Below are 21,390 nucleotides of genomic sequence, written 5' to 3'. Positions count from 1 at the left end.
CCCCCATGGTGCCGGTCGAAGGGCCGGGCAAGCGCTTGGTTATTCTGTGCACGATGCAGACGACTCTGGGAGGCCCCGTTGGCCGCTAGCAAGCGCGACAAGATCAAGATGTCGCCGGAGGAGGTGGCGGAGTACCTCGCCGCCAACTTCAAGGTGCAGGTCGCGACCGTCGGCAAGGACGGCGAGCCCCACCTGGTGACGATGTTCTACACGCTGTACGAAGGCAAGATCGCCTTCACCACGTACAAGTCCTCGCAGAAGGTGGTCAACCTGCGCCGGAATCCGGTCATGACGTGCCTGGTCGAGGACGGCGTGGAGTACGGCGAGCTGCGCGGCGTCGCCCTGTACGGGCGGGGCCTGGTCGTCGAGGACCCCGGGCCGCGGTCCAAGGTCGGCATGGTCGTCGGCTCCCGGATGGCGGGCCTGCCCGTCCCGAAGCTGGGCGAGCCGGTCGACCCGGTCATCGCCGAGGGCATCGAGCAGGCGCTGGCCAAGCGCGTCCTCATCCTCATGGATCCCGAGCGGGTCGTCAGCTGGGACCACCGCAAGGTGTAGCCGCCGGGCCGGTCGGACCGGGCGGGTCGGACCGGGCGGGTCGGACCGGGCGGGTCAGGACTGGCGGACGAGCTCCGCGGCGCGGTCCAGGGCGGCGCGCTCGGCCGCGTCGTCGCCGCGGAGGCGGGCGGCGTCGGCGATGTGGACGAACATCGCCGCCTGCCCGTCGACCGCGCCCAGCCCGCGCAGGATCTCCAGGGCCTGGCCGAAGAAGTTGAGGGCCGCGACGGGACGGTGCGCGCGCAGGTAGGCCTCGCCGAGGCTCTCCAGCGCGCGGGCCCGCGCGTGCTCGTCCGGCTCCGGCAGTGCGGCGAACTCGTCCGGCAGCGGGCCGAGCAGCCCGATCGCGCGGTCGAGGTCCCCCACGCCGATCAGCGCACGGGCGAGATCGTGGCGCGCCGCCAGGACCCTGCGGGGGTCGCCGCCCCGCTCGGCGAGGCCCAGGGCCTCCTCCAGAATCTCGGCGGCCTCGGCCCAGCGTTCCCGCTCCAGCAGGGCCCGCCCCTCGGCCCCGACCGCCCCCTCGCCGCCGGTCGTCCCGGCGAGATGGCGGTCGAGGGCGCGGCGCAGCGCCGCGGGCGGGAGGTCCCGGTCGGCGTCATCGGAGTTCGCGCGCACGTGGAGGGTCCTCCCCGGAGGGGCGGACTCCAACCGGCGCAGGGGCCGGGCGGGATCAGGCGTCGTCGTCGGAGCCCTTGGCCGCCGTACCGGCCTTGGCCGCCTCCGCGCGCTCCCACTCCTGCTGCCTCAGGTCCGCCTCGCGGGGCGCCTGGATCTTCTTCATCTGCTTGCCCATCGAACGGATCAGGAAGACCGTCGCGGCCAGCAGGAGGAGGAACACCACGAAGCCGAGCATGCCGGGGCTGACCGTGTCGTCGTTCAGCGGCATGGCGTAGACGGCAGGCATCACAGACACACCTTCTCCCGGATGCCGGCGAACAGGTCGTCCTCCGGCAGTTCCGTGTCGACCAGGGACCTGGCCAAATGGTAGTCCTCGGTGGGCCATGCCTCGCGCTGGACGTCCAGCGGGACGACGAACCAGAACCCGTTCGGGTCGATCTGGGTGGCGTGGGCGAGCAGGGCCTGGTCCCGGGTCTCGAAGTGGTCGGCGCAGGGCACCCGCGTCGTGACCTCCCACCGGGCGCGCTCGTCGCCCTCCTCCTCGAACCGCTTCAGCCAGTCGCCGTAGGGCGACTCGAGGCCGGCCTTCTCCATGGCGGCGTGCAGGGCGAGGATGCGGCCCTTGCTGAAGGTCATGTGGTAGTAGAGCTTCAGCGGCTGCCACGGGTCGCCCGTGCCCGGGTAGCGCTCCGGGTCGCCCGCGGCCTCGAACGCCTCCACTGACACCTCGTGGCACTTCACGTGGTCGGGGTGGGGGTAGCCGCCCTTCTCGTCGTAGGTGAGCATCACGTGCGGGCGGAACTCGCGGACCGCGCGCACCAGCGGCTCGGCGGCGGTCTCCAGCGGCTCCAGCGCGAAGCAGCCCTCCGGCAGCGGCGGCAGCGGGTCGCCCTCGGGGAAGCCGGAGTCGACGAACCCGAGCCAGCGCTGCCCGACGCCGAGGATCTCGCGGGCCCGCGCCATCTCCGCCTCGCGGACCTTGCCGATGTCGGCCTTGACCTCGGGGCGGTCCATCGCGGGGTTCAGGATGTCGCCGCGCTCGCCGCCGGTGCAGGTGACGACGAGGACCTCGACGCCGTCGGCCACGTAGCGCGCCATCGTGGCCGCGCCCTTGCTGGACTCGTCGTCGGGGTGCGCGTGCACCGCCATGAGACGAAGGGGCTCGTCGCCGCCGCACGGCCGTTCGAGCGCCGCGTCGTCGAAGACGTCGGACGTACCGTCGATGACCTCGGACACTTGGGGGTCTCCCTCTCCGGACTGTTGAGCGGCCCCCGGTTCGAGGCACGCGCCATGACAGACGAGAATGAATTGTCCCTGACAACACCGAAACCCCGCACGAGGATTCCCGCCATGACGACGAGCGTGTCGAAAGCAGCGGCTCCGGCCGAGTCCCGGCGGAGCCGCCTCGGCCTGGCGGCCGTCGGCCTCCTCGCGGCGGTGATGGCGGCGGGCTTCGGCGTCCTCGCAGCGCACACGGGGCAGACGCCGGGGATCGTCCCGCAGACCGTCACCTACGACATCACCGACACGTCGGTCGAGATCAACTACACGGTGGCCAAGGGGAAGGGCGACGACGTGCGCTGCACGGTGGACGCCTACGACACCGACTTCGCCGTGCTCGCGCAGAAGGAGGTCTCCGCCCCGCCGGGGACGTCCAGCGTGAAGGGGACGGAGACGCTGTCGACACCGCGGCGGGCCACCGGCGCCCGGATCCGCGACTGCCGGAAGGTCTGACACCCTGCCGCCACCGGCCGACCGATACGCCCGGTGAGTGACGAGACACGGTTTGGCGGATTGCGGACGCCGTGTTCAGGGAACCTTTACCCGCACACACCGGATAGGCTTGAGGTTTCACCCAGCCGCACTTCATGTCGATGTGACGCCCGCCCGCGGACGCGGGTGAGTTCGCACCCATGTGGATGAGGAGTACCCGTGACCGAGACCCGCGCTGACAACGTCACCTGGCTCACCCAGGAGGCGTACGACCGGCTCAAGGCTGAGCTGGACCACCTGTCGGGCCCGGGCCGCATCGAGATCGCTCAGAAGATCGAGGCGGCGCGGGAGGAGGGCGACCTGCGCGAGAACGGCGGCTACCACGCGGCCAAGGAGGAGCAGGGCAAGATCGAGGGCCGGATCCTCCAGCTCCAGGGCATCCTGGAGAACGCCCGCGTCGGCGAGGCCCCCCGCACCGAGGGCGTCGTCGGGCCCGGCATGACCGTCACGGTCTCGTTCGAGGGCGACGACGAGGAGGTGACGTTCCTGCTCGCCTCCCGCGAGGAGGTCGGCGCCCCCATCGACGTCTACTCCCCGAAGTCGCCGCTCGGTGCCGCCATCGACGGCAAGAAGGTCGGCGAGAAGGCGACCTACAACCTCCCCAACGGCCGCTCGATGACCGTGGAGGTCCTCGACGCCACCCCCTACGGCGGCGCGTAGCCGCCGTCCTCAGGCACTGCGGAGGTGAAGACCGCCGGGCGGGTTCCGCCCGGCGGTCGTTGCTTGTGCGCCCCTACCCGGGCGCCCCTCCGCGGGGCGCCCGCGCCCGGGCGGGGTCGGAGACCGCGCGGACGAGGGGCAGGGTGCGGTACGGGATCTGGGTGGCGAGGGAGATCACCGAGGAGGCGCGCTCCACGCCGGCGACGTCCACGATGACGTCGATGACGCGCTGGAGGTCGGTGTTGCTGCGCGCGACGACGCGGCACAGCATGTCGCCGGGGCCGGTGATGGTGTGGGCCTCGATCACCTCGGGCACCTGGGCGAGCCGGGCCGCCACCGGGTCGTGGCCGCCCGCCTGCCGCAGCTGCAGCGTGACGAAGGCCGTCACCCCGTAGCCGAGCGCGGCAGGGTCGATCTCCGGGCCGTGGCCCGCGACGACGCCGTCCCGCGCGAGCCGGTCCAGCCGCGCCTGCACGGTGCCGCGCGCCACCCCGAGCCGCCGGGACGCCTCCAGGACGCCGACCCTGGGCTCGGCGGCGAACAGCTCGATCAGCCGGCCGTCCAGTTCGTCGATCGGCACGGCACCCTCCTGTGGTCGTGGTCACCATGTACAGAGCGACCGGTCGTGTCGCGTTTGTACTGTACAGATTGACCAGTGGTTCAGCCCGCTCTTGCGCACCTTGCAGCCATATGCCGAGATTAGGTGGCATGGATGAGTTTCCGGTCAAGGGTATGGACGCCGTCGTCTTCGCCGTCGGCAACGCCAAACAGGCCGCCCACTACTACTCGACCGCGTTCGGGATGCGCAGGGTCGCCTACCGGGGCCCGGAGAACGGCAGCCCGGACGAGGCGGTGCACGTGCTGGAATCGGGCGGCGCCCGGTTCGTGTTCCGCGGCCCGGTGAAGGCGGGCACCGAGATCGGCCGGCACATCGCCGAGCACGGCGACGGCGTGGTGGACCTCGCGATCGAGGTGCCCGACGTCGAGCACGCCTACCGGCACGCGCTCGCGAAGGGCGCCACCGGGCTGGAGGAGCCGCACGTCCTGGAGGACAGGTACGGCAAGGTGACGGTCGCGGCGATCGCCACCTACGGCGACACCCGGCACACGCTGGTCGACCGCTCCAACTACACCGGCCCCTACCTGCCGGGGTTCGAGCCCGCCGAGCCCATCGTGGAGCCGGTGGACAAGCGGTTCTTCCAGGCGATCGACCACTGCGTCGGCAACGTCGAGCGCATGGACGAGTGGGCCGACTTCTACCACCGCGTCATGGGCTTCACCGACATGGCGGAGTTCGTCGGGGACGACATCGCGACCGAGTACTCGGCGCTGATGTCCAAGGTCGTCGCGGACGGCACCCGCAAGGTGAAGTTCCCGCTGAACGAGCCCGCGGAGAGCAGGCGCAAGTCGCAGATCGACGAGTACCTGGAGTTCTACGGCGGGCCGGGCGTCCAGCACATCGCCCTCGCCACCAACGACATCCTGGCGTCGGTCGACAGGATGCGCGCCGCGGGCGTGGAGTTCCTGGAGAGCCCCGACTCCTACTACGAGGACCCCGAGCTGCGCGAGCGCATCGGCCAGGTCCGGGTCCCGATCGAGGAGCTGCAGAAGCGCCGGATCCTGGTCGACCGGGACGAGGACGGCTACCTGCTGCAGATCTTCACCAAGCCCGTCCAGGACCGCCCGACCGTGTTCTTCGAGCTGATCGAGCGGCACGGGTCGCTCGGCTTCGGCAAGGGCAACTTCAAGGCGCTGTTCGAGGCGATCGAGCGGGAGCAGGAGCGCCGCGGCAACCTGTGACGCCCGCGGCGCCGCGGCGAGCCTCGACGCCGCGGCGCCCGGACCCGGGGACCGGCCCCGGACGCGCCCGCGTCCGGGGCCGGTCGCCGCCCGGGCGGCCGCGCGCCGCCCGCACCCGGCACACTGTGGGGCCATGAGCGAACCACCCCAGGACACCCCGAAGCCGGACAACGGCTGGCAGCCCCCGGACCAGCCCGCCGGCGAGGCCCCCGCCTCGCCCGAACGCCCGCCGCCCTACCAGGGCTCGTACGGCGGGCCTCCGCCCCAGGCCGTCCCGGGGGCGGGGCACGGACACCCCGGCGCCCCGCCGCCGCAGGCGCCGCCCGTCCCGGGCTACGGCCCTCCCGGCTACCATCACCCCGGCCCGCAGGGCCCCCAGGACATGACCGCCGGACGGCTCGTGCGGCTCGGCGCGGGAATCCTCGACAGCTTCGTCATCGGCATCGCGGCGACGCCGGCCGTCCTGTTCTCGATCCGCTGGGACCGGGTGCGGGACATGGCCGAGTCCGGCGAGCCGATGACGAACCCTTTCGACCTCTACGACATCCCGCGCCTGGTCACCGGGTACGCGATCGCGTTCCTGCTGGGCTTCGCGTACTTCACCGTCCTGCACGCCCGGTGGGGGCAGACGCTCGGCAAGAAGGCGTTCGGCATCCGGCTGGTACGGGCCTCCGACCTGTCGGCGGTGAGCTGGGGGCAGGCCCTCGGCCGGCAGGCCTTCGTCTACGCCATCAGCATCGCGACGGGGGCGCTGAACCTCGTCACGCCCGCCGCCGGGATCCTCGGGCTCGTCGGCCTGCTCGACAACGCCTGGATCCTGTGGGACGAGCGGCGCCAGGCGCTGCACGACAAGGTGGCCGGGACGGTGGTGGTGAAGGCGACGCCGTGGACGCCGAACCCGTACGCCCGCGAGCGGACCCCGTCCTGAAGGCGGCCCGGCAAGGGCCGGCCACGCGGGGGTAAACATTCCGGCTCCACCCGGGCGCGGCAGGGTTGGGCCGCGGTGACGCGGCGACCCTCACGGCATGACGCAACCGCCGCACGACCCCGCGTCCGGGCGAGAGCCGGAGGACGACCGGCCGCACGGAGAGCAGGAGCAGCCCGGCCGGCCGGGCCCCTACCGCGGTGGACAGCCGTACGGGGAACCTGCCCAGGGACGGCAGCCTCCGTACGGTGAGCAGCCCCCTTACGGCGAGCGGCCACCGTACGGCGAGCAGCCACCGCCCGGGGGGCAACAGCCGCCCGGGGGCCAGCAGTACGGCCAGCAGCCCTACGGAGAGCAGCAGTGGGGCGGGCAGCAGTGGGGACAGCAGCCCTACGGCGGACAGCAGCCCTACGGAGAGCAGCAGCAGTACGGGCAGCAGCAGTACGGGCAACAGCCGTACGGCGAGCAGGGCCAGTGGCAGCAGCAACCGTACGGCGCCCAGCCGGGGTACGGGCAGCCGCATCCCGGCTACGGGGCGGGCGGGTACGCGCATCCTTCCGGGGAGCTGGCGAGCCGCTGGGCACGGCTCGGCGGGGGCATCGTCGACCTCGTCATCATCGGCATCGTGACGGGCTTGATCTCGATCCCGTTCGTCAACTGGAACAACGTCGTCAACCCGGAGCCGGGCACCTCCATGTACGACGGCGCCCGGGTGGGGACGAACGCGATCAGCGTCGTGCTGGCGTTCTTCTACTTCTGGCTGATGCACGCGAAGTGGGGGCAGACGCTCGGCAAGATGCTGGTGCGGACGCGGGTCGTCCGGGCCGACGACGGGCAGGCGATCACCACCGGCCAGGCCGCGGGGCGCTCGGCGTTCTACAGCGTGCTCGGCGGCGTCTGCGGGTGCATCGGTCTGATCGACGTCGCGTGGATCCTGTGGGACCAGCGCAAGCAGGCGCTGCACTGCAAGGTGGCGCGAACGGTGGTCGTGAAGGCCGACCCGTACCGCCCAAATCCCTACGCCCATCGCTGACACCGCCCCGGCGGCGGGGGTTCCGGCGCCGTCCGAGTTGCCGGGCGGGGTCTCGTCCGGGCAGGCTGGACGGCGTGCATATGGCCGGAAACTCACCCAGTCCCCGTCGTAACGGCCCAAGGGCCGTCCGCGGCGCCGCGGCGCGCGGCGTTCCGGGGCTGGCCGCCCTCGCGGTCGCGGGGGCGCTGACCGCAGCCTGCCAGGCCCCGTTCGACGACCCGGGCGCGTCCGGCCCGCCCAAGGGTCCCGCGGTGAACGGCCCGGCGGGCCCCACCACCGCGGGCGACGACTACGTGCCGGGCAACGGCAACGGCGGCTACGACGTCCAGCACTACGGGCTGAAGCTCACGATCACGCCCGACGGCCCGAAGCAGCTCGACGGCGTCGCGACGATCACCGCCAGGGCGACCGCGAGGCTCGCCCGGTTCAACCTCGACCTGACCGGCCTGGACGTGTCCTCCATCAAGGTGGACGGCGCGCCGGCGCGGCAGCAGCGCGGCGGCGGCGAGCTGGAGGTGACGCCCGCCAAGGCCCTGGAGAAGGGCAGCACCTTCACCACGGTGGTCGCCTACTCGGGGACGCCGCAGCCGGTGTCGGACCCGGTGCTCGGCCGGTACGGCTGGATCCGCACGTCCGACGGCGTCTTCGTCGCGTGCCAGCCGAGCGGCGCGCACACCTGGTTCCCGAGCAACGACCACCCGAGCGACAAGGCCACCTTCGACTTCGAGATCACGGTCCCGCAGGGGCTGACGGCCATCGCCAACGGGGAGCCCGACTCGCCGCCGCAGGACTCCGGCGGCGGGGCGCCGGGCACGGGCACGCCGCCGGGCCTGCCCGGCGGTCCGCCCACCGAGCCCCCGCCCACCGAGCCCCCGGCCACCGAGCCGACGGACGGGCCGGGGGTCGTGCCGGTCGCCCACCGCGCCGGTGCCGGCGCCACGACGACCTCGAAGTGGCGCGTCAAGGACCCGATGGCCACCTACCTGGCGACGGTCGACGTCGGCCGGTTCTCGGTGCGGACGGGCAGGACGGCCGGAGGCATCCCCAACATCACCGCCGTGGACGCGACCACCTCCGGTGTGAACATCGACCAGTTCCACCAGCTGAACGCCCGGGTCGTCGACGAGTGGTCGAAGCTGTTCGGCCCGTACCCGTTCTCCTCGACCGGCGGCCTGATCGACAACGCCGACGTCGGCTTCGCGCTGGAGACGCAGACGCGGCCGGTGTACGGGGCGTTCGGCCTCCAGCCGACCATCGTCGCGCACGAGCTGGCGCACCAGTGGTTCGGCGACAGCGTCAGCCTGTCGCGGTGGCAGGACATCTGGCTGAACGAGGGCTTCGCGACCTACGCCGAGTGGCTGTGGGACGAGAAGACCGGCGGCCAGACGGTGCAGCAGCACTTCGACGAGGCCTACAACGGCATCGGCGGCCAGGAGCTGTGGGACGTCCCGCCCGGCGACCCCGGGCGCAAGCAGATGTTCGGCCGGTCGGTGTACGACCGGGGCGGCATGGCGCTGGTCGCGCTGCGCGACCGGGTCGGCGAGGACGTGTTCTACAAGATCCTCCAGACCTGGACGAAGGAGCACCGGCACGCCACCGGGACGACGAAGCAGTTCGTCGAGACGGCGAACCGGGTGTCCGGCAAGAAGCTGGACTCGTTCTTCGACGCCTGGCTGTACAAGAAGGGGCGCCCGTCCAAGTGACGGCGTGACCCGGGTCCGCCGCGGGCGAAGGCCGGGCAAGGAGTGCGCAAAGCCCGGCCGGTCGCCGGCCGGCGGGGCGGGCGCGCCGCCATCATCGGCCTGATGAACGGGCCTTCTCGGCGGATGACCGCGGCCTTGGCCGTCGCGTTCCTGGCCGGGTCGCCCGGCGCCGCGTCCGCGTCCGCGGAACCGGACGCCGCGGCGGAGCGGCGGGCGGCCGCACCTTGTCCACAGCCCTTGCCGCCCGCCGTACCGCCGTCGCCGCATCGCCGCACGCCCTCGCCGGGAGCGGCGGGGGTGGGCGACCGCTACTTCGAGGGCGCGGGCAACGGGGGCTACGACGTCGCCCACTACGACGTCGCGCTGGCCTACGCGGGCACCAGGACGGGATCGGTCGACGCGACGGTGACGGCCACCGCGACCGCCGTCCAGGACCTGTCCGCGTTCGACCTCGACTTCCGCGGGCCGCCGATCGTCTCCGTCGCGGTGGACGGCCGGGAGGCCCGCCACCGCCGCGCGGGCCGGGAGCTGGTGATCACGCCCGCCGAGCCGATCCGCGCCGGGCGGGCGTTCCGGGTCGCCGTCCGGTACGCGGGCACGCCGGCACCGGTCGGGGACAAGACGTACGGCGCCTACGGGTGGGTCCCGAGCAAGGACGGCGCGGTCGTCGCCTCCGAGCCGGACGGCGCTTCCACCTGGCTGCCGGTGAACGACCATCCCAGCGACAAGGCCACGTACGCGTTCCGCATCACCGTTCCGAAGGGCCTGCGCGCCGTCGCGAACGGGCGGCCCGGCCCCGTCCGCACCGGCGGCGCGACCGCCACCTACGAGTGGGCCGAGGACGCGCCGATGGCGAGCTACCTGGCCACGGTCGCCATCGGACGGTTCCGGATGCGGCGGACCGCGGTGGGCGGCGTCCCTGTGATCACTGCCGTCGACCCGGCGTTCCGGTCGGCGGCCGAGCGCCTGGAGAGCACCACCGTCAGGGTGATGAGGTGGGCGGCGCCGCTCTTCGGCCCGTACCCGTTCGCGACGGCGGGCGGCATCGTCGACGACCCGAAGCTGGGCTACGCCCTGGAGACCCAGGAACGCCCCGTCTATGGCGGTTTCGCGCCGGACGACGGCTTCATCGTCCACGAGATGGCCCACCAGTGGTTCGGCGACAGCGTCGGGCTGCGCGACTGGAGCGACATCTGGCTGAACGAGGGCTTCGCGACCTACGCCGAGTGGCTCTGGCGCGAGCGCACCGGGAAGGAATCGGCGAAGGACGTCTTCAAGCGGTACTACGCGCTGCCCGCGAGTTCGCCGATCTTCAGCCCCCCGCCGGGCGCGCCGGGCGCCGCGAAGATGTTCGGCTTCTCCGTGTACGTCCGCGGCGCGATGACGCTCCAGGCGCTCCGCGACCGGGTCGGCGACAAGGCGTTCTTCACGATCCTGCGGACCTGGACGGCCGAGCACCGCCACTCCACCGCCACGACGCCGCAGTTCACCGCGCTGGCCGAACGGGTCTCGGGCCAAAGGCTCACGACGCTGTTCCAGACGTGGCTCCGTTCGGAGACCAAACCGCTGAGTTGGTGACCGGATGGCGGGCCCAGCCACAAATACCTCACCTGACCGGCAGATTCGATATCAAATCGCGCTTGTGCGGACCCGCTTCACGAGAAAGTCTTAGGCGCGGTCATGACGGTCCACCGAGGCTACCGAGGACGAGGTCGATGAGCAGAACCCCCAGAGCGCTGGCGGCCGTGACGCTGGGCGTCGCGGCGAGCCTCGCGGTGACCGCGGCGCCCGCCGGCGCCGCCGAGCGGTTCACCCCCGGGGCGCCCGGCGCGGGCGACCCCTACTTCCCCGACATGGGCAACGGCGGCTACGACGTCGCCCACTACGACATCGGCCTGAAATACGATCCCGCCACCAAGGGGATCCAGGCGGTGACCCGCGTGACGGCGCGGGCGACGCAGAACCTGTCCCGGTTCGACCTGGACTTCCTCGGCCCGCTGAAGATCTCCTCGCTGAAGGTCGACGGCCGCGACGCGACCTACGCGCGGACGGGCGCCCAGGAACTGGTGATCACCCCGCGCAAGGGGATCCGGAACCGCCGCACCTTCACCGTGACCGTGGCGTATTCCGGCGTGCCGCAGACGGTCAACGACGACGCGCTGGGGGTGTCCGGCTGGGTGCCGACCCCCGACGGCGCGGTGATGCTCAACCAGCCGTTCGGCGCGGCCACCGTCTACCCGGTGAACGACCACCCCACCGACAAGGCGACCTACACCTACACGCTGACGGCCCCGAGCGGCCTCACCACGCTCGCCAACGGCGACCCGCGCGGCAAGCGGACCACGGGCGGCTGGACGACCACGCGCTGGGACGTCCGCAACCCGATGGCCAGCGAGCTCGCCATGATCGCCATCGGCCGCTACGACGTGGTCACCGGACGGACGAAGGCGGGCGTCCCCAACCTGACCGCCACCGACCGGGCGATGGCCATCAAGCCCGAGGACGCGAAGAAGTTCCACGACCAGACCGCCGAGGTCACCGACTTCCAGAACGGCCTCTTCGGCCGCTACCCGTTCACCTCGACGGGCGGGATCGTCGTGAAGGCGGGCGTCGGGTACGCGCTGGAGACGCAGGGCCGGCCCGTGTACGACCTCGGCCGGCGTCCGGGCAGCGTCCCGAGCACCAGCCTGCTCGCGCACGAGCTGGGCCACCAGTGGTTCGGCGACTCGGTGTCCCCGGCGAAGTGGGCCGACATCTGGCTGAACGAGGGCTTCGCGACGTACGCCGAGTGGCTGTACGCGGCGGCGCACGGCGGCCCGTCCGTCCAGAAGCAGTTCGACGACACCTACGCCACGCCCGCGAGCGACGGCCTGTGGACGGGCAGGGTCGCCGACCCGGGCCGCGACCACATCTTCGACGGGCTCGTCTACGACCGCGGCGCGATGGCGGTCCACGTGCTGCACACGAAGATCGGCGAGCGGGCGTTCTCGGACCTGCTGAAGGCGTGGCCGGCGGCCCACCGGTACGGCAACGCCTCCACGAAGGACTTCGTCCGCTTCGCCGAGCGCCTCTCGGGCGAGAACCTGGAGACGTGGGCCAAGGCGTGGCTCTACTCCGAGGGCAAGCCGTCCCTCTAGCTCCCCGTCGACTTGCGGCGTGTTGCCCTTATCAGGGCTCGCATAAGGGCGACACGCCGCAAGTCGACGCCGCTAGCTCAGGGTGAGGGTGTAGCCCTTTTCTCTTAGGCGGCCGATCACGTCCTCGGAGTGGTCGGCGCCGCGGGTCTCCAGGTGCATGAGCACCTCGGCCTCCTCGACGTGGAGGCGGGCCGCCATGCGCTCGTGCATCACGTCCAGGACGTTGACGCCCAGCTCGGCCAGCTCGCTCAGCAGGGTCACCAGGGCGCCCGGACGGTCCTTCAGGCGGCAGCGGACCACCAGGTACCGCCCCGCGCCCGCGAGCCCGTGCCGCAGCACCTTCGACAGCAGCAGCGGGTCGATGTTGCCGCCCGACAGCAGCACCACGACCGGCGGCTCGACGGCGTAGGCGTGCTCCAGCAGGGCCGCGACGCCCGCCGCCCCCGCGGGCTCGACGACCTGCTTGGCGCGTTCGAGGCAGAGCAGCAGGGCCTGGGAGATCGACTCCTCGGTCACGGTGACGACGGCGTCCACCAGCTCGGTGAACATGGCGTAGGTCAGGCGGCCGGGACGGCCGACCGCGATGCCGTCCGCCATCGTGCGCTCGATCCCGATCCGGGTGGGCCTGCCCGCCGCGAGCGAGGGCGGGAACGCCGCGGCCCGCTTGGCCTGCGCTCCCACGAGCTTGACGTCCCCGCCGCCGGTCTCCTTCACCAGGCCCTTCACGGCCGCCGCGACCCCGGCCAGCAGCCCGCCGCCGCCCACCGGCGACACGATCGTCCGCGCCTCCGGGCACTGCTCCATGACCTCCAGGCCGATCGTGGCCTGCCCCGCGACGACGTCGGGGTGGTCGAACGGGTGGATGAACACCGCGCCGCACTCGTCGGCGTACTCCTGCGCGGCGACGAGGCACTCGTCCACGGTCGGCCCCGGGAAGACGACCTCGGCGCCGTAGCCGCGGGTCGCGGCGATCTTCGGCAGCGGGGCGCCGACCGGCATGAACACCGTGGCCTTGCAGCCGAGCATCGAGGCGGCGAGCGCCACGCCCTGCGCGTGGTTGCCCGCGCTCGCCGCGACCACGCCGCCCGCCCGCTCGCGCTCGCTCAGCCGCGCGATCCGCACGTACGCGCCCCGGATCTTGAAGGAGCCGGTGCGCTGCAGGTTCTCGCACTTCAGCAGGACGGGCCCGCCGATCTGCTCCGACAGCGCCCGGGAGGGGATCAGCGGCGTCGGCACGGCCACCCCGCCCAGCAGCTCCCGGGCGGCGCGGACCTCGTCGACGCCGACGGAGGCCGGACCGGCGCCGCTCGTACTCGCTCGCGGGGGGCCGGCCCCCCACACCCCCCGGGCCGCTTCGCTCATGCGTTCATCCTTGCATGCCCGACTTATCCGGCACTCCAATAACGATCTTGGGCGTAGACCAGGGCGGCGGCGCCGACCAGGCCCGCGGTCTGACCGAGCTCGGCCGGGACGATCCGCAGCCGCCGCGCGAACTCCATCCGCGCGTGCTCGCCGAACGCCTCCTCCAGCGGGTCGAACAGCAGCCGCCCTGCCTGCGACAGCCCGCCGCCGATCGCCGCGACCTCCAGATCGCACAGGTGCGTCGCCGACGCGATCGCGATGCCGAGGGCGCGGCCCGCCCGGCGCATCGCCGCGCCCGCGACCGGATCCCCGCGGCGGGCGTCCTCGGTCAGCTCCACGCCGGTCGCCTCCGCGCTCCCCGGCCGCCAGCCCTGCTCCCGCGCCCACGCGACCAGCCCCGGGCCGCGCGCGACCGCCTCCAGGCAGCCGCGGCCCCCGCATCCGCACGGCGGCCCGCCGGGCTCGACGATGACGTGCCCGATGTGCCCGGCGTTGCCGCTGGCGCCGTTCACCAGGCGCCCGCCGAGCATGAGCCCGCCGCCGACGCCCGTGGACACCACCATGCCGAGGACGTTGTCGTGGCCGCGCCCCGCGCCGAGCCAGTGCTCGCCGATCGCGACGCAGACCGCGTCGTTGTGGATGCGGACGGGCAGGCCCGGATACCGGGCGCGGAGCCGCTCGCGCAGCGGGAAGGCCCGCCACGCGGGGATGTTCAGCGGCGACACCTCGGCGGCCGGCCAGGTCATCGGCCCTCCGCAGCCCACCCCGACGCCCGCCGTCGGCGGATCCCCGGCGCCCGCGACGAGCTTGGCGAGCAGCGCCTCCAGCGCCCCCCACAGCTCCTCGCCGTCCACGCCCGGCGCGTTCGGGGTCGGCGCCCGGTCGTGCGCGGTGACGCGCCCGTCCGGCTCGACCAGCGCGGCCGCGAGCTTCGTCCCGCCGATGTCCACCGCGAGCACGGCGCTCAAACGCCCTCCTCGGCCCGGCCGAACGCGAGGATCGAGGCGGTGAAGCCGTGCACGTGGTTGCGGCCCGCGACCGGGCCGATCTCCCCCGCCGCGAAGAAGCCGCCCACCCCGGCGGGGCCGAAGGCGCGGTCCAGCACCTTGGCGTCGTGGTCGGAGTCGGGGAACATCGCCTGCCCGCGGCCGTTGCAGGAGATCAGCAGCGCGCCCTCGACCGGCGCGAGGTCGAACCGCTCCAGCAGCGCGGCCAGGTCCTCCTCGGCGGCGCCCGCGTCCCGGACCTGGAACCGGACGGTGCGCCCCACGTCCACCACGTCGCCGATCGCGATGGCGCCGGTGTCGGTGTCGGCGCCCACCACGCCGCGCACGAGGAAGTCGCCGTGCTCGTGCTCGTCGGCGTACTCGTCCATCGCGACGCCTATCAGCAGCCCGCGCCCGGCGAGCTCCTGCTCCTCCTCCGGCAGCCCGATGACGATCTGCTCCAGCTTCTCCAGCGCCGGCGACCCCGCCAGCTCGTACAGCACGTTCTCCTCGGCCCTGGTCACCACCATGTCCGGGCCGATCGGGCGGGCGCCCTGGCTGACCACCGTGGCGGCGGCGACGGCCCCGCCGATCACCACGCCGACCGCGCCGTCCCGGTACACCTCGCCGCCGACGAACAGCCGCGCCTCGCCGTGCCCGGTCTCGCCGAGCCCGCTGCCCTCGGCCAGCCCGCCGACCAGCGGCAGTCCGGGCAGCGCCTCGTCCGAGCGCTCCACGAACGCGTCCACCGGGAAGCTGTAGGGGTCGGCGAGCAGCACGCCGACCACGTCGTCGTCCTGGGCCTCCGGCATGCCGACCACGATGAGCCGGTCGTCGCCCTTCAGCGTCTCCAGCCGGAACGCGTCGAGCCGCGCGCCGGGCAGCACCGCCGCCCACGCGCTCACCGCGCCCCGCTCCTCCACGCCGCGCCCGGCCCCGATCACGCCGGACGCGCTGCACCCCAGCAGCAGCGCGGGTCCCGCCGCGCGCTGCGCCGCCTGCGCGGCCTCCTCGATCTGGTCCGGGTCGTCGCCGGTGACGAACACGCACACCAGGTCGGGCGCCGCGCTGAGCGGCGCGAGCGCCTGCTCGACCGCCGTCGCGGCGGCGCTGGACAGATCGGGTCCGAGGGCCAGGCCATCACCGAATCGCGCCATCGGCGCCGCCTCCCTCACTCCGTTCGCCGGGTCGCTTCACACCACCAGTCTCCCCCTCCGCGACCGTTCCACCCAAACGCCGGCGGGACGGGATGGGACGGGCGAATCCCCGGCGGGGGTGCGATCGCGCGGACCGGCGACGTAGTGTCGGTCGCGTGCGTCCATCCACACCACGCGAGTCCTCCTCCGGCGAATCCGCACCCCGTGAAGCGACGCTGGGCGCCCTGCGCGCCGGCGGCCACGTGCGGCTTCCCGTCAAGGCCGAGATCCGGCGCAACCTGCTCGACCGGCTGAGATCCGGCGAGCCGCGCTTCCCCGGCATCCTCGGGTTCGACGAGACCGTCCTGCCCCATCTGGAGCGCGCCCTGCTGGCCGGGCACGACCTGGTGCTGCTGGGCGAGCGCGGGCAGGGCAAGACACGGCTGATCCGCACCCTCGTCGGGCTGCTGGACGAGTGGACGCCGGTGGTGGCCGGCTGCGAGATCAACGACCACCCGTACGCGCCGGTCTGCGTGCGGTGCAGCCGCCTCGCCGGCGAGCTGGGCGACGAGCTGCCGGTCGAGTGGAGGCACCGCGACGACCGCTACGGCGAGAAGCTCGCCACGCCCGACACCAGCGTCGGCGACCTCATCGGCGACGTCGACCCCATCAAGGTGGCGGAGGGCCGCACGCTCGGCGACCCCGAGACCGTGCACTTCGGGCTCGTCCCGCGCACCAACCGCGGCATCTTCTCCATCAACGAGCTGCCCGACCTCGCCGAGCGGATCCAGGTCGCGCTGCTGAACGTGCTGGAGGAACGCGACGTCCAGGTCCGCGGCTACGCGCTGCGGCTGCCGCTGGACGTGCTGCTCGTCGCGTCCGCCAACCCCGAGGACTACACCAACCGGGGCCGGATCATCACCCCGCTGAAGGACCGCTTCGGCGCCGAGATCCGCACCCACTACCCGCTCGAACTGGACGCCGAGCTCGCGCTGATCCGCCAGGAGGCCGACTTCGCCGACCTCGCGGGGCTGCCGGCCGAGGTGCCCGACCACATGATCGAGATCATCGGGCGGTTCACCCGGCTCGTCCGCGAGTCGACGGCGGTGGACGCGCGGTCGGGGGTGTCGGCGCGGTTCGCGCTCGCGGGCGCCGAGACCGTCGCGGCGGGCGCCGTGCGCCGCGCGGCGCTCACCGGGGAGGAGCACGCCGTCGCACGGGTCTGCGACCTGCCCGCCGTCGTGCCGTCGCTGATGGGCAAGGTGGAGTTCGAGGTCAGCGAGGAGGGCCGCGAGCAGGAGGTGCTGGAGCACCTGCTGCGCCGCGCGGTCGCCGAGACCTACCGCCGGACGCTCGGCGCCGCCGACCTCACCGGCCTGCTCGACAAGTTCGACTCCGGGCAGAGCGTGGAGTCGGGCGAGCTCGTCCCGGCGCGCGAGCTGCTGCGCCGCACCGGCCAGGTGCCCGGCCTCGCCAAGATCATGGAGAGGCTCGGCATGAGCGGGGAGTCCCCCGGCCAGGCCGCGGCGGCGATCGAGTTCGCCCTGGAGGGGCTCTTCCTCACCCGGCGGCTCTCCAAGGACCTCGCCGGAGGACGCTCCGACGGGACGGCGACGTACCGGACGTGACGCCGCGTCCCGAGGTCTCCACGCGCAGGGGGATTGGATGAGCCGATACCGCTACGGCGCCTACGAGGACGGGCCCGACCCGCTCGCGCCGCCCTACGACGTCCGCGACGCGCTGGACGCCGTGGGCGACTCGGTGCTGGACGGCGCCCGTCCCGACGACGCGCTCCGCGAGCTGCTGCGGCGCGGCCTGCCCGGCGCCGAGGGCCGCCGGGGGCTCGACGACATGCTCCGCCAGGTCCGGGAGCGGCGCCGCGCGCTGCGCGACCGGGGCCGCCTCGACGGGACCCTGGAGCAGGCCCGCGCGCTGCTGGACACCGCGATCGGGCAGGAGCGGGCCGAGCTGTTCCCCGATCCGGGCGACGACGCGAGGCTGCGCGAGGCGGAGCTCGACACGCTGCCGTCCGACACCTCGCAGGCGATCCGGCGGCTGTCGGACTACGACTGGCGCTCCGCCGCCGCCCGCCGCACCTTCGAGCAGCTGAAGGACCTGCTGCGCCGCGAGGTCCTCGACGCGCGGTTCCAGGGCATGAAGCAGGCCCTGGAGAACCAGGACCCGGCCGCCATGCAGCGGGTCAAGGACATGATGGCCGACCTCAACGCGATGCTGGAGAGGGACGCGCGCGGCGAGCACACCCAGGAGGACTTCGACCGCTTCATGGGCGAGTACGGGGACATGTTCCCCGACGACCCGGAGAACCTCGAAGAGCTCGTCGACTCGCTGGCCCGCCGCGCCGCCGCGATGGACCGGCTGCTCGCCTCACTCAGCCCCGAGCAGCGCGCCGAACTCGCCGGGCTCATGGAGCAGGCCATGCAGGACGCGGGCCTCGCCATGGAGATGACCCGGCTCGGCGACGCGCTGCGGGCCCGCCGACCCGACCTCGGCTGGGGCCAGCCCGAGCAGATGACCGGCGAGAACCCGCTCGGCGTGGGCGACGCCACCACCGCGCTGGCGGAACTGGCCGACCTCAGCGAGCTGGAGGCGGCGCTCGGGCAGGACTACCCGGGCGCGCGGCTCGACGACATCGACGAGGACGCCGTCCGGCGGGCCCTCGGACGGCAGGCCGTCGACGACCTCGCCGCGCTGCGCCGCATCGAGGCCGAACTGGAGCGGCAGGGCTACCTGCAGCGCAAACGCGGGAAGCTGGAGCTGACGCCGAAGGCGGTGCGGCGCCTCGGCGAGACCGCGCTGCGCCGGGTGTTCTCCCAGCTGGCGTCCGGCCGGCGGGGCGACCACGACCAGCGGGACGCGGGCCAGGCGGGCGAGCTGACCGGTTCCAGCCGCGAGTGGCGGTTCGGCGACGAGCAGCCCCTCGACGTGGTCCGGACGGTGAGCAACGCGATCCGGCGCAGCGCCATGGAGCGCGGGACCTCCCCGGCCGCGGCCGGGGAGCCCGGCGCCCGCCTCGTCCCCCCGCCCGCCGGGGCGAGGGCCACCGAACCGGTGGGCGCGTCCGGCGCGGTGACGGCCGGCGGGAACGGAGCGAGGCGCCCGGACGGCGTGCGGCTGAGCGTCGACGACTTCGAGGTGCACGAGACCGAGCGCCGCACCGGCGCCGCCGTCTGCCTGCTCGTCGACCTGTCCTACTCGATGGTGCTGCGCGGGACGTGGGCGGCCGCCAAGCAGACCACGCTGGCCCTGCACGCGCTCGTGACCAGCAAGTTCCCGCAGGACGCCATCCAGATCATCGGCTTCTCCAACTACGCGCGGGTGCTGCACCCGACGGAGATGGCGGGCCTCGACTGGGACATGGTGCAGGGCACCAACCTGCACCACGCCCTGATGATCGCCGGACGGCACCTGGACCGGCACCCCGACTTCGAGCCGATCGTCCTCGTCGTCACCGACGGCGAACCCACCGCGCACCTGCGGCCGGACGGCCGCTCGCTGTTCGACTACCCTCCGTCCACCGACACGCTCGTGCTCACCCTCGCCGAGGTCGACAAGATGACCCGCCGCGGCGCCTGCATGAACTTCTTCATGCTCGCCGAGGACCGGCGGCTCGTGTCGTTCGTGGAGGAGGTCGCGAGGCGCAACGGCGGCCGCGTCTTCGCCCCCGACGCCGACCGCCTAGGCGAATACGTCGTCAGCGACTACCTCCGAACGAGGCGGGCTTAACCACGTTCGGCCGCCTCAGCCGTTCCAGACCATCAGGGCGAGGATCACCAGCCAGATCAGCGCGACGACGCCGGACATGGCCGCCAGCCGCCCCCGCTCCACCTGCGCGACCTCGCCGGTGGCGGCGGCCGGTTCCGCGGCGGGAGCCGCGGCCTCCGTCGCGCCGCCCTCGGCCTCGCCTTTCTCGCCCTCCATGGCCTCATCGGTCGGGGCGGAGCGGGCGGGAACCGCCGCGGGCGCCGCCTCGGCCGCCGCGACCTCCAGCAGATGGACCGCCTTGCGCTGGTCGCGCTCGACGATCAGCAGCAGCACCAGCGCGACGACGAACAGCGTCATCGACACCGTCAGCCACGCCTCGGCGAGATCGCCCTTGGCCAGGCCGAGCCCGATCAGGAAGATCCCCAGCGTCCCGAGCCCGTAGATCTGGGTGGTGCGGTGGAGGTAGCGCACCACCGTCACATTGCGCCGGCGGATGTAGCGGGGGGTGGACATCGTGGCGGCGGTCAGCGGCCCCAATGTGAAGATCGCGAACCCGATATGCAGGATGAGCAGGATGCGGTCCGAAGTCGACATGAGCCGACCTTAGTCCGCGCCGCCCTGAGCCTCACCGCAACCACGCGACGACCTCAATGGTCGCGATCGCGTCCGAAGGCAGATTCGAGCGAAGCGAGAGTCTGATCGCGCAGCGAGCCGCAAGGCGAGCCGGAGCGATGCCAGCGATCGCCCGCGGTGCTCGACGATGGAGGGCCGTCAAGGCCCGAAGGAGGAGAGCACCGCCAACTACTCGCCGGGGTTGAGCCGCTTCTTCAGCCAGGCCAGGATCGTCGGGTAGACGCCCTCGTCGCCCAGCATGTCCGAGGCGTGCATGTCGCCCTCGATCGTCTTGACGGTCGCCGGGACGCCCGCGGCGCGCAGCGCGCTCGCCAGCCCGGTGCTCTGGGTGACCGGGACGAAGTCGCCGGTGGCGTGCATCAGCAGCATCGGGGCGTCGCCCGCGGAGACGTGCGTGACGGTGCTGGCGTCGTCCAGCTTCGTCCAGCAGTCCGGGGCGGCGGCCGCACCGGGCTCGCAGCGGACGAGCTCGACCACGGCCCGGCGCAGCTTGCGCTTGGTGAACGTGGCGTCCGGCTTCGCGCCGTCCTGGAAGGCCAGGAAGGGGTTGTTCGGCGGTGACAGCGCCACCACGCCGCGGACCTGGCTGGTGCCCGTCCCGAACGTGCCGAGCTGCGTCGCGAGGTGCCCGCCGGCCGACGAGCCCATGACCGCGACGCGGTTCGGGTCGACGTTCCACACCTGGGCGTGCTTCTTGATGAAGTCGAGGGCCGCCATGGCGTCGTCGCGCTGGGCGGGCCACTGCGCCTTGGGCGCGAGCCGGTAGTTCGCCGACAGCACGACGAAGCCCTGCTCGGTCAGCCGGCGCGCGAAGTACTTCCAGCCGCCGCCCTTGTCGCCCTCCAGCCAGTAGCCGCCGTGCAGGAGCAGCACGGCCGGGCGCGGCGTGGCGCGCGGCCCCGGCTTGCGCCAGTAGGCGTCGATCTTCTGGGCGGGCAGCTTGCCGTAGGCGTAGGTGCGGAACAGCGGGAGCTGCGGCGTCACCATGACCGCCTGCGCGGTGACGGTGCCGTCCGGCTCCCCGTCCGCGCCGGCGGGGCCGCCCTCCGTCGGCGTCGCGGACGGCGCCGACGGCGACCCGGTACCGGGGGCCCCGGTCTCCGGCGCGCCGGACGGGGTCCCCGCCGGCGACTCGGTCGGCACGGACGGGACGGACACGCTGGGCGTCGGCGCCGGCTCGTTCGCGTGGGCTCCCACGGGAACGGTCACGGCGGAGACACACGTCGCGGCGAACGCCGCCCCACAGACCAGTACTTTGCGCACCCCGGGCCCTTTCTTCACGAACCTGGCGCGCCGAGTATAGATGTTTTGATCAAGTTCGGGGGGGAATGGTCAGCCAACTG

20 protein-coding genes are annotated in these 21,390 nt (G+C 73.1%); 11 read left to right on the top strand and 9 right to left on the bottom strand.

Annotation, left to right across the window (positions count from 1 at the left end; translation table 11 throughout):
- Positions 1-78 precede the first annotated feature (78 nt).
- A complete protein-coding gene (locus BKA00_RS35085; protein ID WP_185032401.1) occupies positions 79-555 on the top strand; it encodes a pyridoxamine 5'-phosphate oxidase family protein in 477 nt (158 codons plus the stop codon).
- Between the two features lie 54 nt (positions 556-609).
- Here BKA00_RS35085 and BKA00_RS35080 read toward each other — a convergent pair whose 3' ends face one another.
- Genes BKA00_RS35080 through mca form a run of 3 tightly spaced genes read right to left on the bottom strand, consistent with a single transcriptional unit; the run spans position 610 to position 2,325 of the window.
- Positions 610-1,173, bottom strand: coding sequence for a tetratricopeptide repeat protein (locus BKA00_RS35080; RefSeq protein ID WP_185032399.1), 564 nt, complete (start codon positions 1,171-1,173; stop codon positions 610-612).
- Positions 1,174-1,228: 55 nt separating this feature from the next.
- A complete protein-coding gene (locus BKA00_RS35075; protein ID WP_185032397.1) occupies positions 1,229-1,462 on the bottom strand; it encodes a hypothetical protein in 234 nt (77 codons plus the stop codon).
- On the bottom strand, positions 1,462-2,325 hold the full coding sequence (mca, locus tag BKA00_RS35070) for a mycothiol conjugate amidase Mca (protein WP_185035231.1): 864 nt from the start codon (positions 2,323-2,325) through the stop codon (positions 1,462-1,464). Before mca ends, BKA00_RS35075 begins: the two co-directional genes overlap by 1 nt.
- Positions 2,326-2,526: 201 nt before the next feature.
- On the opposite strand from mca, the gene BKA00_RS35065 reads away from it, so the two are divergent.
- Positions 2,527-2,910 (top strand): DUF4307 domain-containing protein, encoded by a 384-nt coding sequence (locus BKA00_RS35065; protein WP_185032395.1) that lies wholly within the window; start codon positions 2,527-2,529, stop codon positions 2,908-2,910.
- 198 nt (positions 2,911-3,108) lie between these two features.
- The gene (gene greA, locus BKA00_RS35060; RefSeq protein WP_179843970.1) at positions 3,109-3,609 is read left to right on the top strand and encodes a transcription elongation factor GreA; all 501 of its coding nucleotides are present in this window, start codon (positions 3,109-3,111) and stop codon (positions 3,607-3,609) included.
- 73 nt (positions 3,610-3,682) lie between these two features.
- On the opposite strand, the gene BKA00_RS35055 is transcribed toward greA, so the two are convergent.
- Positions 3,683-4,189: an Lrp/AsnC family transcriptional regulator gene (locus BKA00_RS35055; RefSeq protein ID WP_185032393.1), complete on the bottom strand. Its 507-nt coding sequence runs from the start codon at positions 4,187-4,189 to the stop codon at positions 3,683-3,685.
- 128 nt (positions 4,190-4,317) lie between these two features.
- Between BKA00_RS35055 and hppD the strand changes: the two genes are divergently transcribed.
- The 6 genes from hppD to BKA00_RS35025 all read left to right on the top strand — a co-directional run bounded on the left by hppD (position 4,318) and on the right by BKA00_RS35025 (position 12,207).
- Complete coding sequence (gene hppD, locus BKA00_RS35050; RefSeq protein WP_185032391.1) at positions 4,318-5,409, top strand: 4-hydroxyphenylpyruvate dioxygenase; 1,092 nt, start codon at positions 4,318-4,320, stop codon at positions 5,407-5,409.
- 133 nt (positions 5,410-5,542) lie between these two features.
- Positions 5,543-6,337 (top strand): RDD family protein, encoded by a 795-nt coding sequence (locus BKA00_RS35045; protein WP_185032389.1) that lies wholly within the window; start codon positions 5,543-5,545, stop codon positions 6,335-6,337.
- A gap of 97 nt (positions 6,338-6,434) precedes the next feature.
- On the top strand, positions 6,435-7,367 hold the full coding sequence (locus tag BKA00_RS35040) for an RDD family protein (RefSeq protein WP_185032387.1): 933 nt from the start codon (positions 6,435-6,437) through the stop codon (positions 7,365-7,367).
- A gap of 80 nt (positions 7,368-7,447) precedes the next feature.
- Positions 7,448-9,070, top strand: a complete 1,623-nt coding sequence (locus BKA00_RS35035; RefSeq protein WP_185032385.1) for a M1 family metallopeptidase — start codon at positions 7,448-7,450, stop codon at positions 9,068-9,070.
- A gap of 102 nt (positions 9,071-9,172) precedes the next feature.
- Positions 9,173-10,648: a M1 family metallopeptidase gene (locus tag BKA00_RS35030; RefSeq protein WP_230298962.1), complete on the top strand. Its 1,476-nt coding sequence runs from the start codon at positions 9,173-9,175 to the stop codon at positions 10,646-10,648.
- A gap of 137 nt (positions 10,649-10,785) precedes the next feature.
- The gene (locus BKA00_RS35025) at positions 10,786-12,207 is read left to right on the top strand and encodes a M1 family metallopeptidase (protein WP_185032384.1); all 1,422 of its coding nucleotides are present in this window, start codon (positions 10,786-10,788) and stop codon (positions 12,205-12,207) included.
- A 72-nt stretch (positions 12,208-12,279) separates the two neighbouring features.
- Here the strand turns inward: BKA00_RS35025 and ilvA are convergent, their stop codons facing one another.
- Genes ilvA through BKA00_RS35010 form a run of 3 tightly spaced genes read right to left on the bottom strand, consistent with a single transcriptional unit; the run spans position 12,280 to position 15,712 of the window.
- Entirely contained in the window at positions 12,280-13,569 is a 1,290-nt protein-coding gene (gene ilvA, locus BKA00_RS35020; protein ID WP_185032381.1) for a threonine ammonia-lyase, read from the bottom strand.
- 23 nt (positions 13,570-13,592) lie between these two features.
- A complete protein-coding gene (locus BKA00_RS35015) occupies positions 13,593-14,528 on the bottom strand; it encodes an ROK family protein (RefSeq protein ID WP_338072202.1) in 936 nt (311 codons plus the stop codon).
- Positions 14,529-14,533: 5 nt separating this feature from the next.
- A complete protein-coding gene (locus BKA00_RS35010) occupies positions 14,534-15,712 on the bottom strand; it encodes an FIST signal transduction protein (protein WP_185032377.1) in 1,179 nt (392 codons plus the stop codon).
- 155 nt (positions 15,713-15,867) lie between these two features.
- On the opposite strand from BKA00_RS35010, the gene BKA00_RS35005 reads away from it, so the two are divergent.
- Both BKA00_RS35005 and BKA00_RS35000 read left to right on the top strand, forming a co-directional pair.
- Complete coding sequence (locus BKA00_RS35005) at positions 15,868-17,319, top strand: sigma 54-interacting transcriptional regulator (RefSeq protein ID WP_420829705.1); 1,452 nt, start codon at positions 15,868-15,870, stop codon at positions 17,317-17,319.
- A gap of 37 nt (positions 17,320-17,356) precedes the next feature.
- On the top strand, positions 17,357-19,435 hold the full coding sequence (locus BKA00_RS35000) for a vWA domain-containing protein (protein ID WP_185032373.1): 2,079 nt from the start codon (positions 17,357-17,359) through the stop codon (positions 19,433-19,435).
- Between the two features lie 15 nt (positions 19,436-19,450).
- Here the strand turns inward: BKA00_RS35000 and BKA00_RS34995 are convergent, their stop codons facing one another.
- Positions 19,451-20,008, bottom strand: coding sequence for a hypothetical protein (locus BKA00_RS34995; protein ID WP_185032371.1), 558 nt, complete (start codon positions 20,006-20,008; stop codon positions 19,451-19,453).
- A 207-nt stretch (positions 20,009-20,215) separates the two neighbouring features.
- A complete protein-coding gene (locus BKA00_RS34990; RefSeq protein ID WP_230298961.1) occupies positions 20,216-21,256 on the bottom strand; it encodes an alpha/beta hydrolase fold domain-containing protein in 1,041 nt (346 codons plus the stop codon).
- Positions 21,257-21,390: the final 134 nt, after the last annotated feature.

Origin of the sequence: Actinomadura coerulea, assembly GCF_014208105.1 — a bacterium.
GTDB classification, from domain to species: Bacteria; Actinomycetota; Actinomycetes; order Streptosporangiales; family Streptosporangiaceae; genus Spirillospora; species Spirillospora coerulea.
The sequence above is the reverse complement of the archived record's forward strand: the minus strand, read 5'-3'. Positions and strand labels throughout refer to the sequence as shown.

Coding starts and splice junctions, on each gene's coding strand:
- BKA00_RS35025 (WP_185032384.1), top strand. CDS start 10,786: ATGAGCAGAACCCCCAGAGCGCTGGCGGCCGTGACGCTGGGCGTCGCG.
- hppD (WP_185032391.1), top strand. CDS start 4,318: ATGGATGAGTTTCCGGTCAAGGGTATGGACGCCGTCGTCTTCGCCGTC.
- BKA00_RS34995 (WP_185032371.1), bottom strand. CDS start 20,008: ATGTCGACTTCGGACCGCATCCTGCTCATCCTGCATATCGGGTTCGCG.
- BKA00_RS35075 (WP_185032397.1), bottom strand. CDS start 1,462: ATGCCTGCCGTCTACGCCATGCCGCTGAACGACGACACGGTCAGCCCC.
- BKA00_RS35010 (WP_185032377.1), bottom strand. CDS start 15,712: ATGGCGCGATTCGGTGATGGCCTGGCCCTCGGACCCGATCTGTCCAGC.
- mca (WP_185035231.1), bottom strand. CDS start 2,325: ATGGCGGTGCACGCGCACCCCGACGACGAGTCCAGCAAGGGCGCGGCC.
- BKA00_RS35000 (WP_185032373.1), top strand. CDS start 17,357: ATGAGCCGATACCGCTACGGCGCCTACGAGGACGGGCCCGACCCGCTC.
- BKA00_RS35030 (WP_230298962.1), top strand. CDS start 9,173: ATGAACGGGCCTTCTCGGCGGATGACCGCGGCCTTGGCCGTCGCGTTC.
- BKA00_RS35040 (WP_185032387.1), top strand. CDS start 6,435: ATGACGCAACCGCCGCACGACCCCGCGTCCGGGCGAGAGCCGGAGGAC.
- ilvA (WP_185032381.1), bottom strand. CDS start 13,569: ATGAGCGAAGCGGCCCGGGGGGTGTGGGGGGCCGGCCCCCCGCGAGCG.
- BKA00_RS35035 (WP_185032385.1), top strand. CDS start 7,448: ATGGCCGGAAACTCACCCAGTCCCCGTCGTAACGGCCCAAGGGCCGTC.
- BKA00_RS35045 (WP_185032389.1), top strand. CDS start 5,543: ATGAGCGAACCACCCCAGGACACCCCGAAGCCGGACAACGGCTGGCAG.
- BKA00_RS35065 (WP_185032395.1), top strand. CDS start 2,527: ATGACGACGAGCGTGTCGAAAGCAGCGGCTCCGGCCGAGTCCCGGCGG.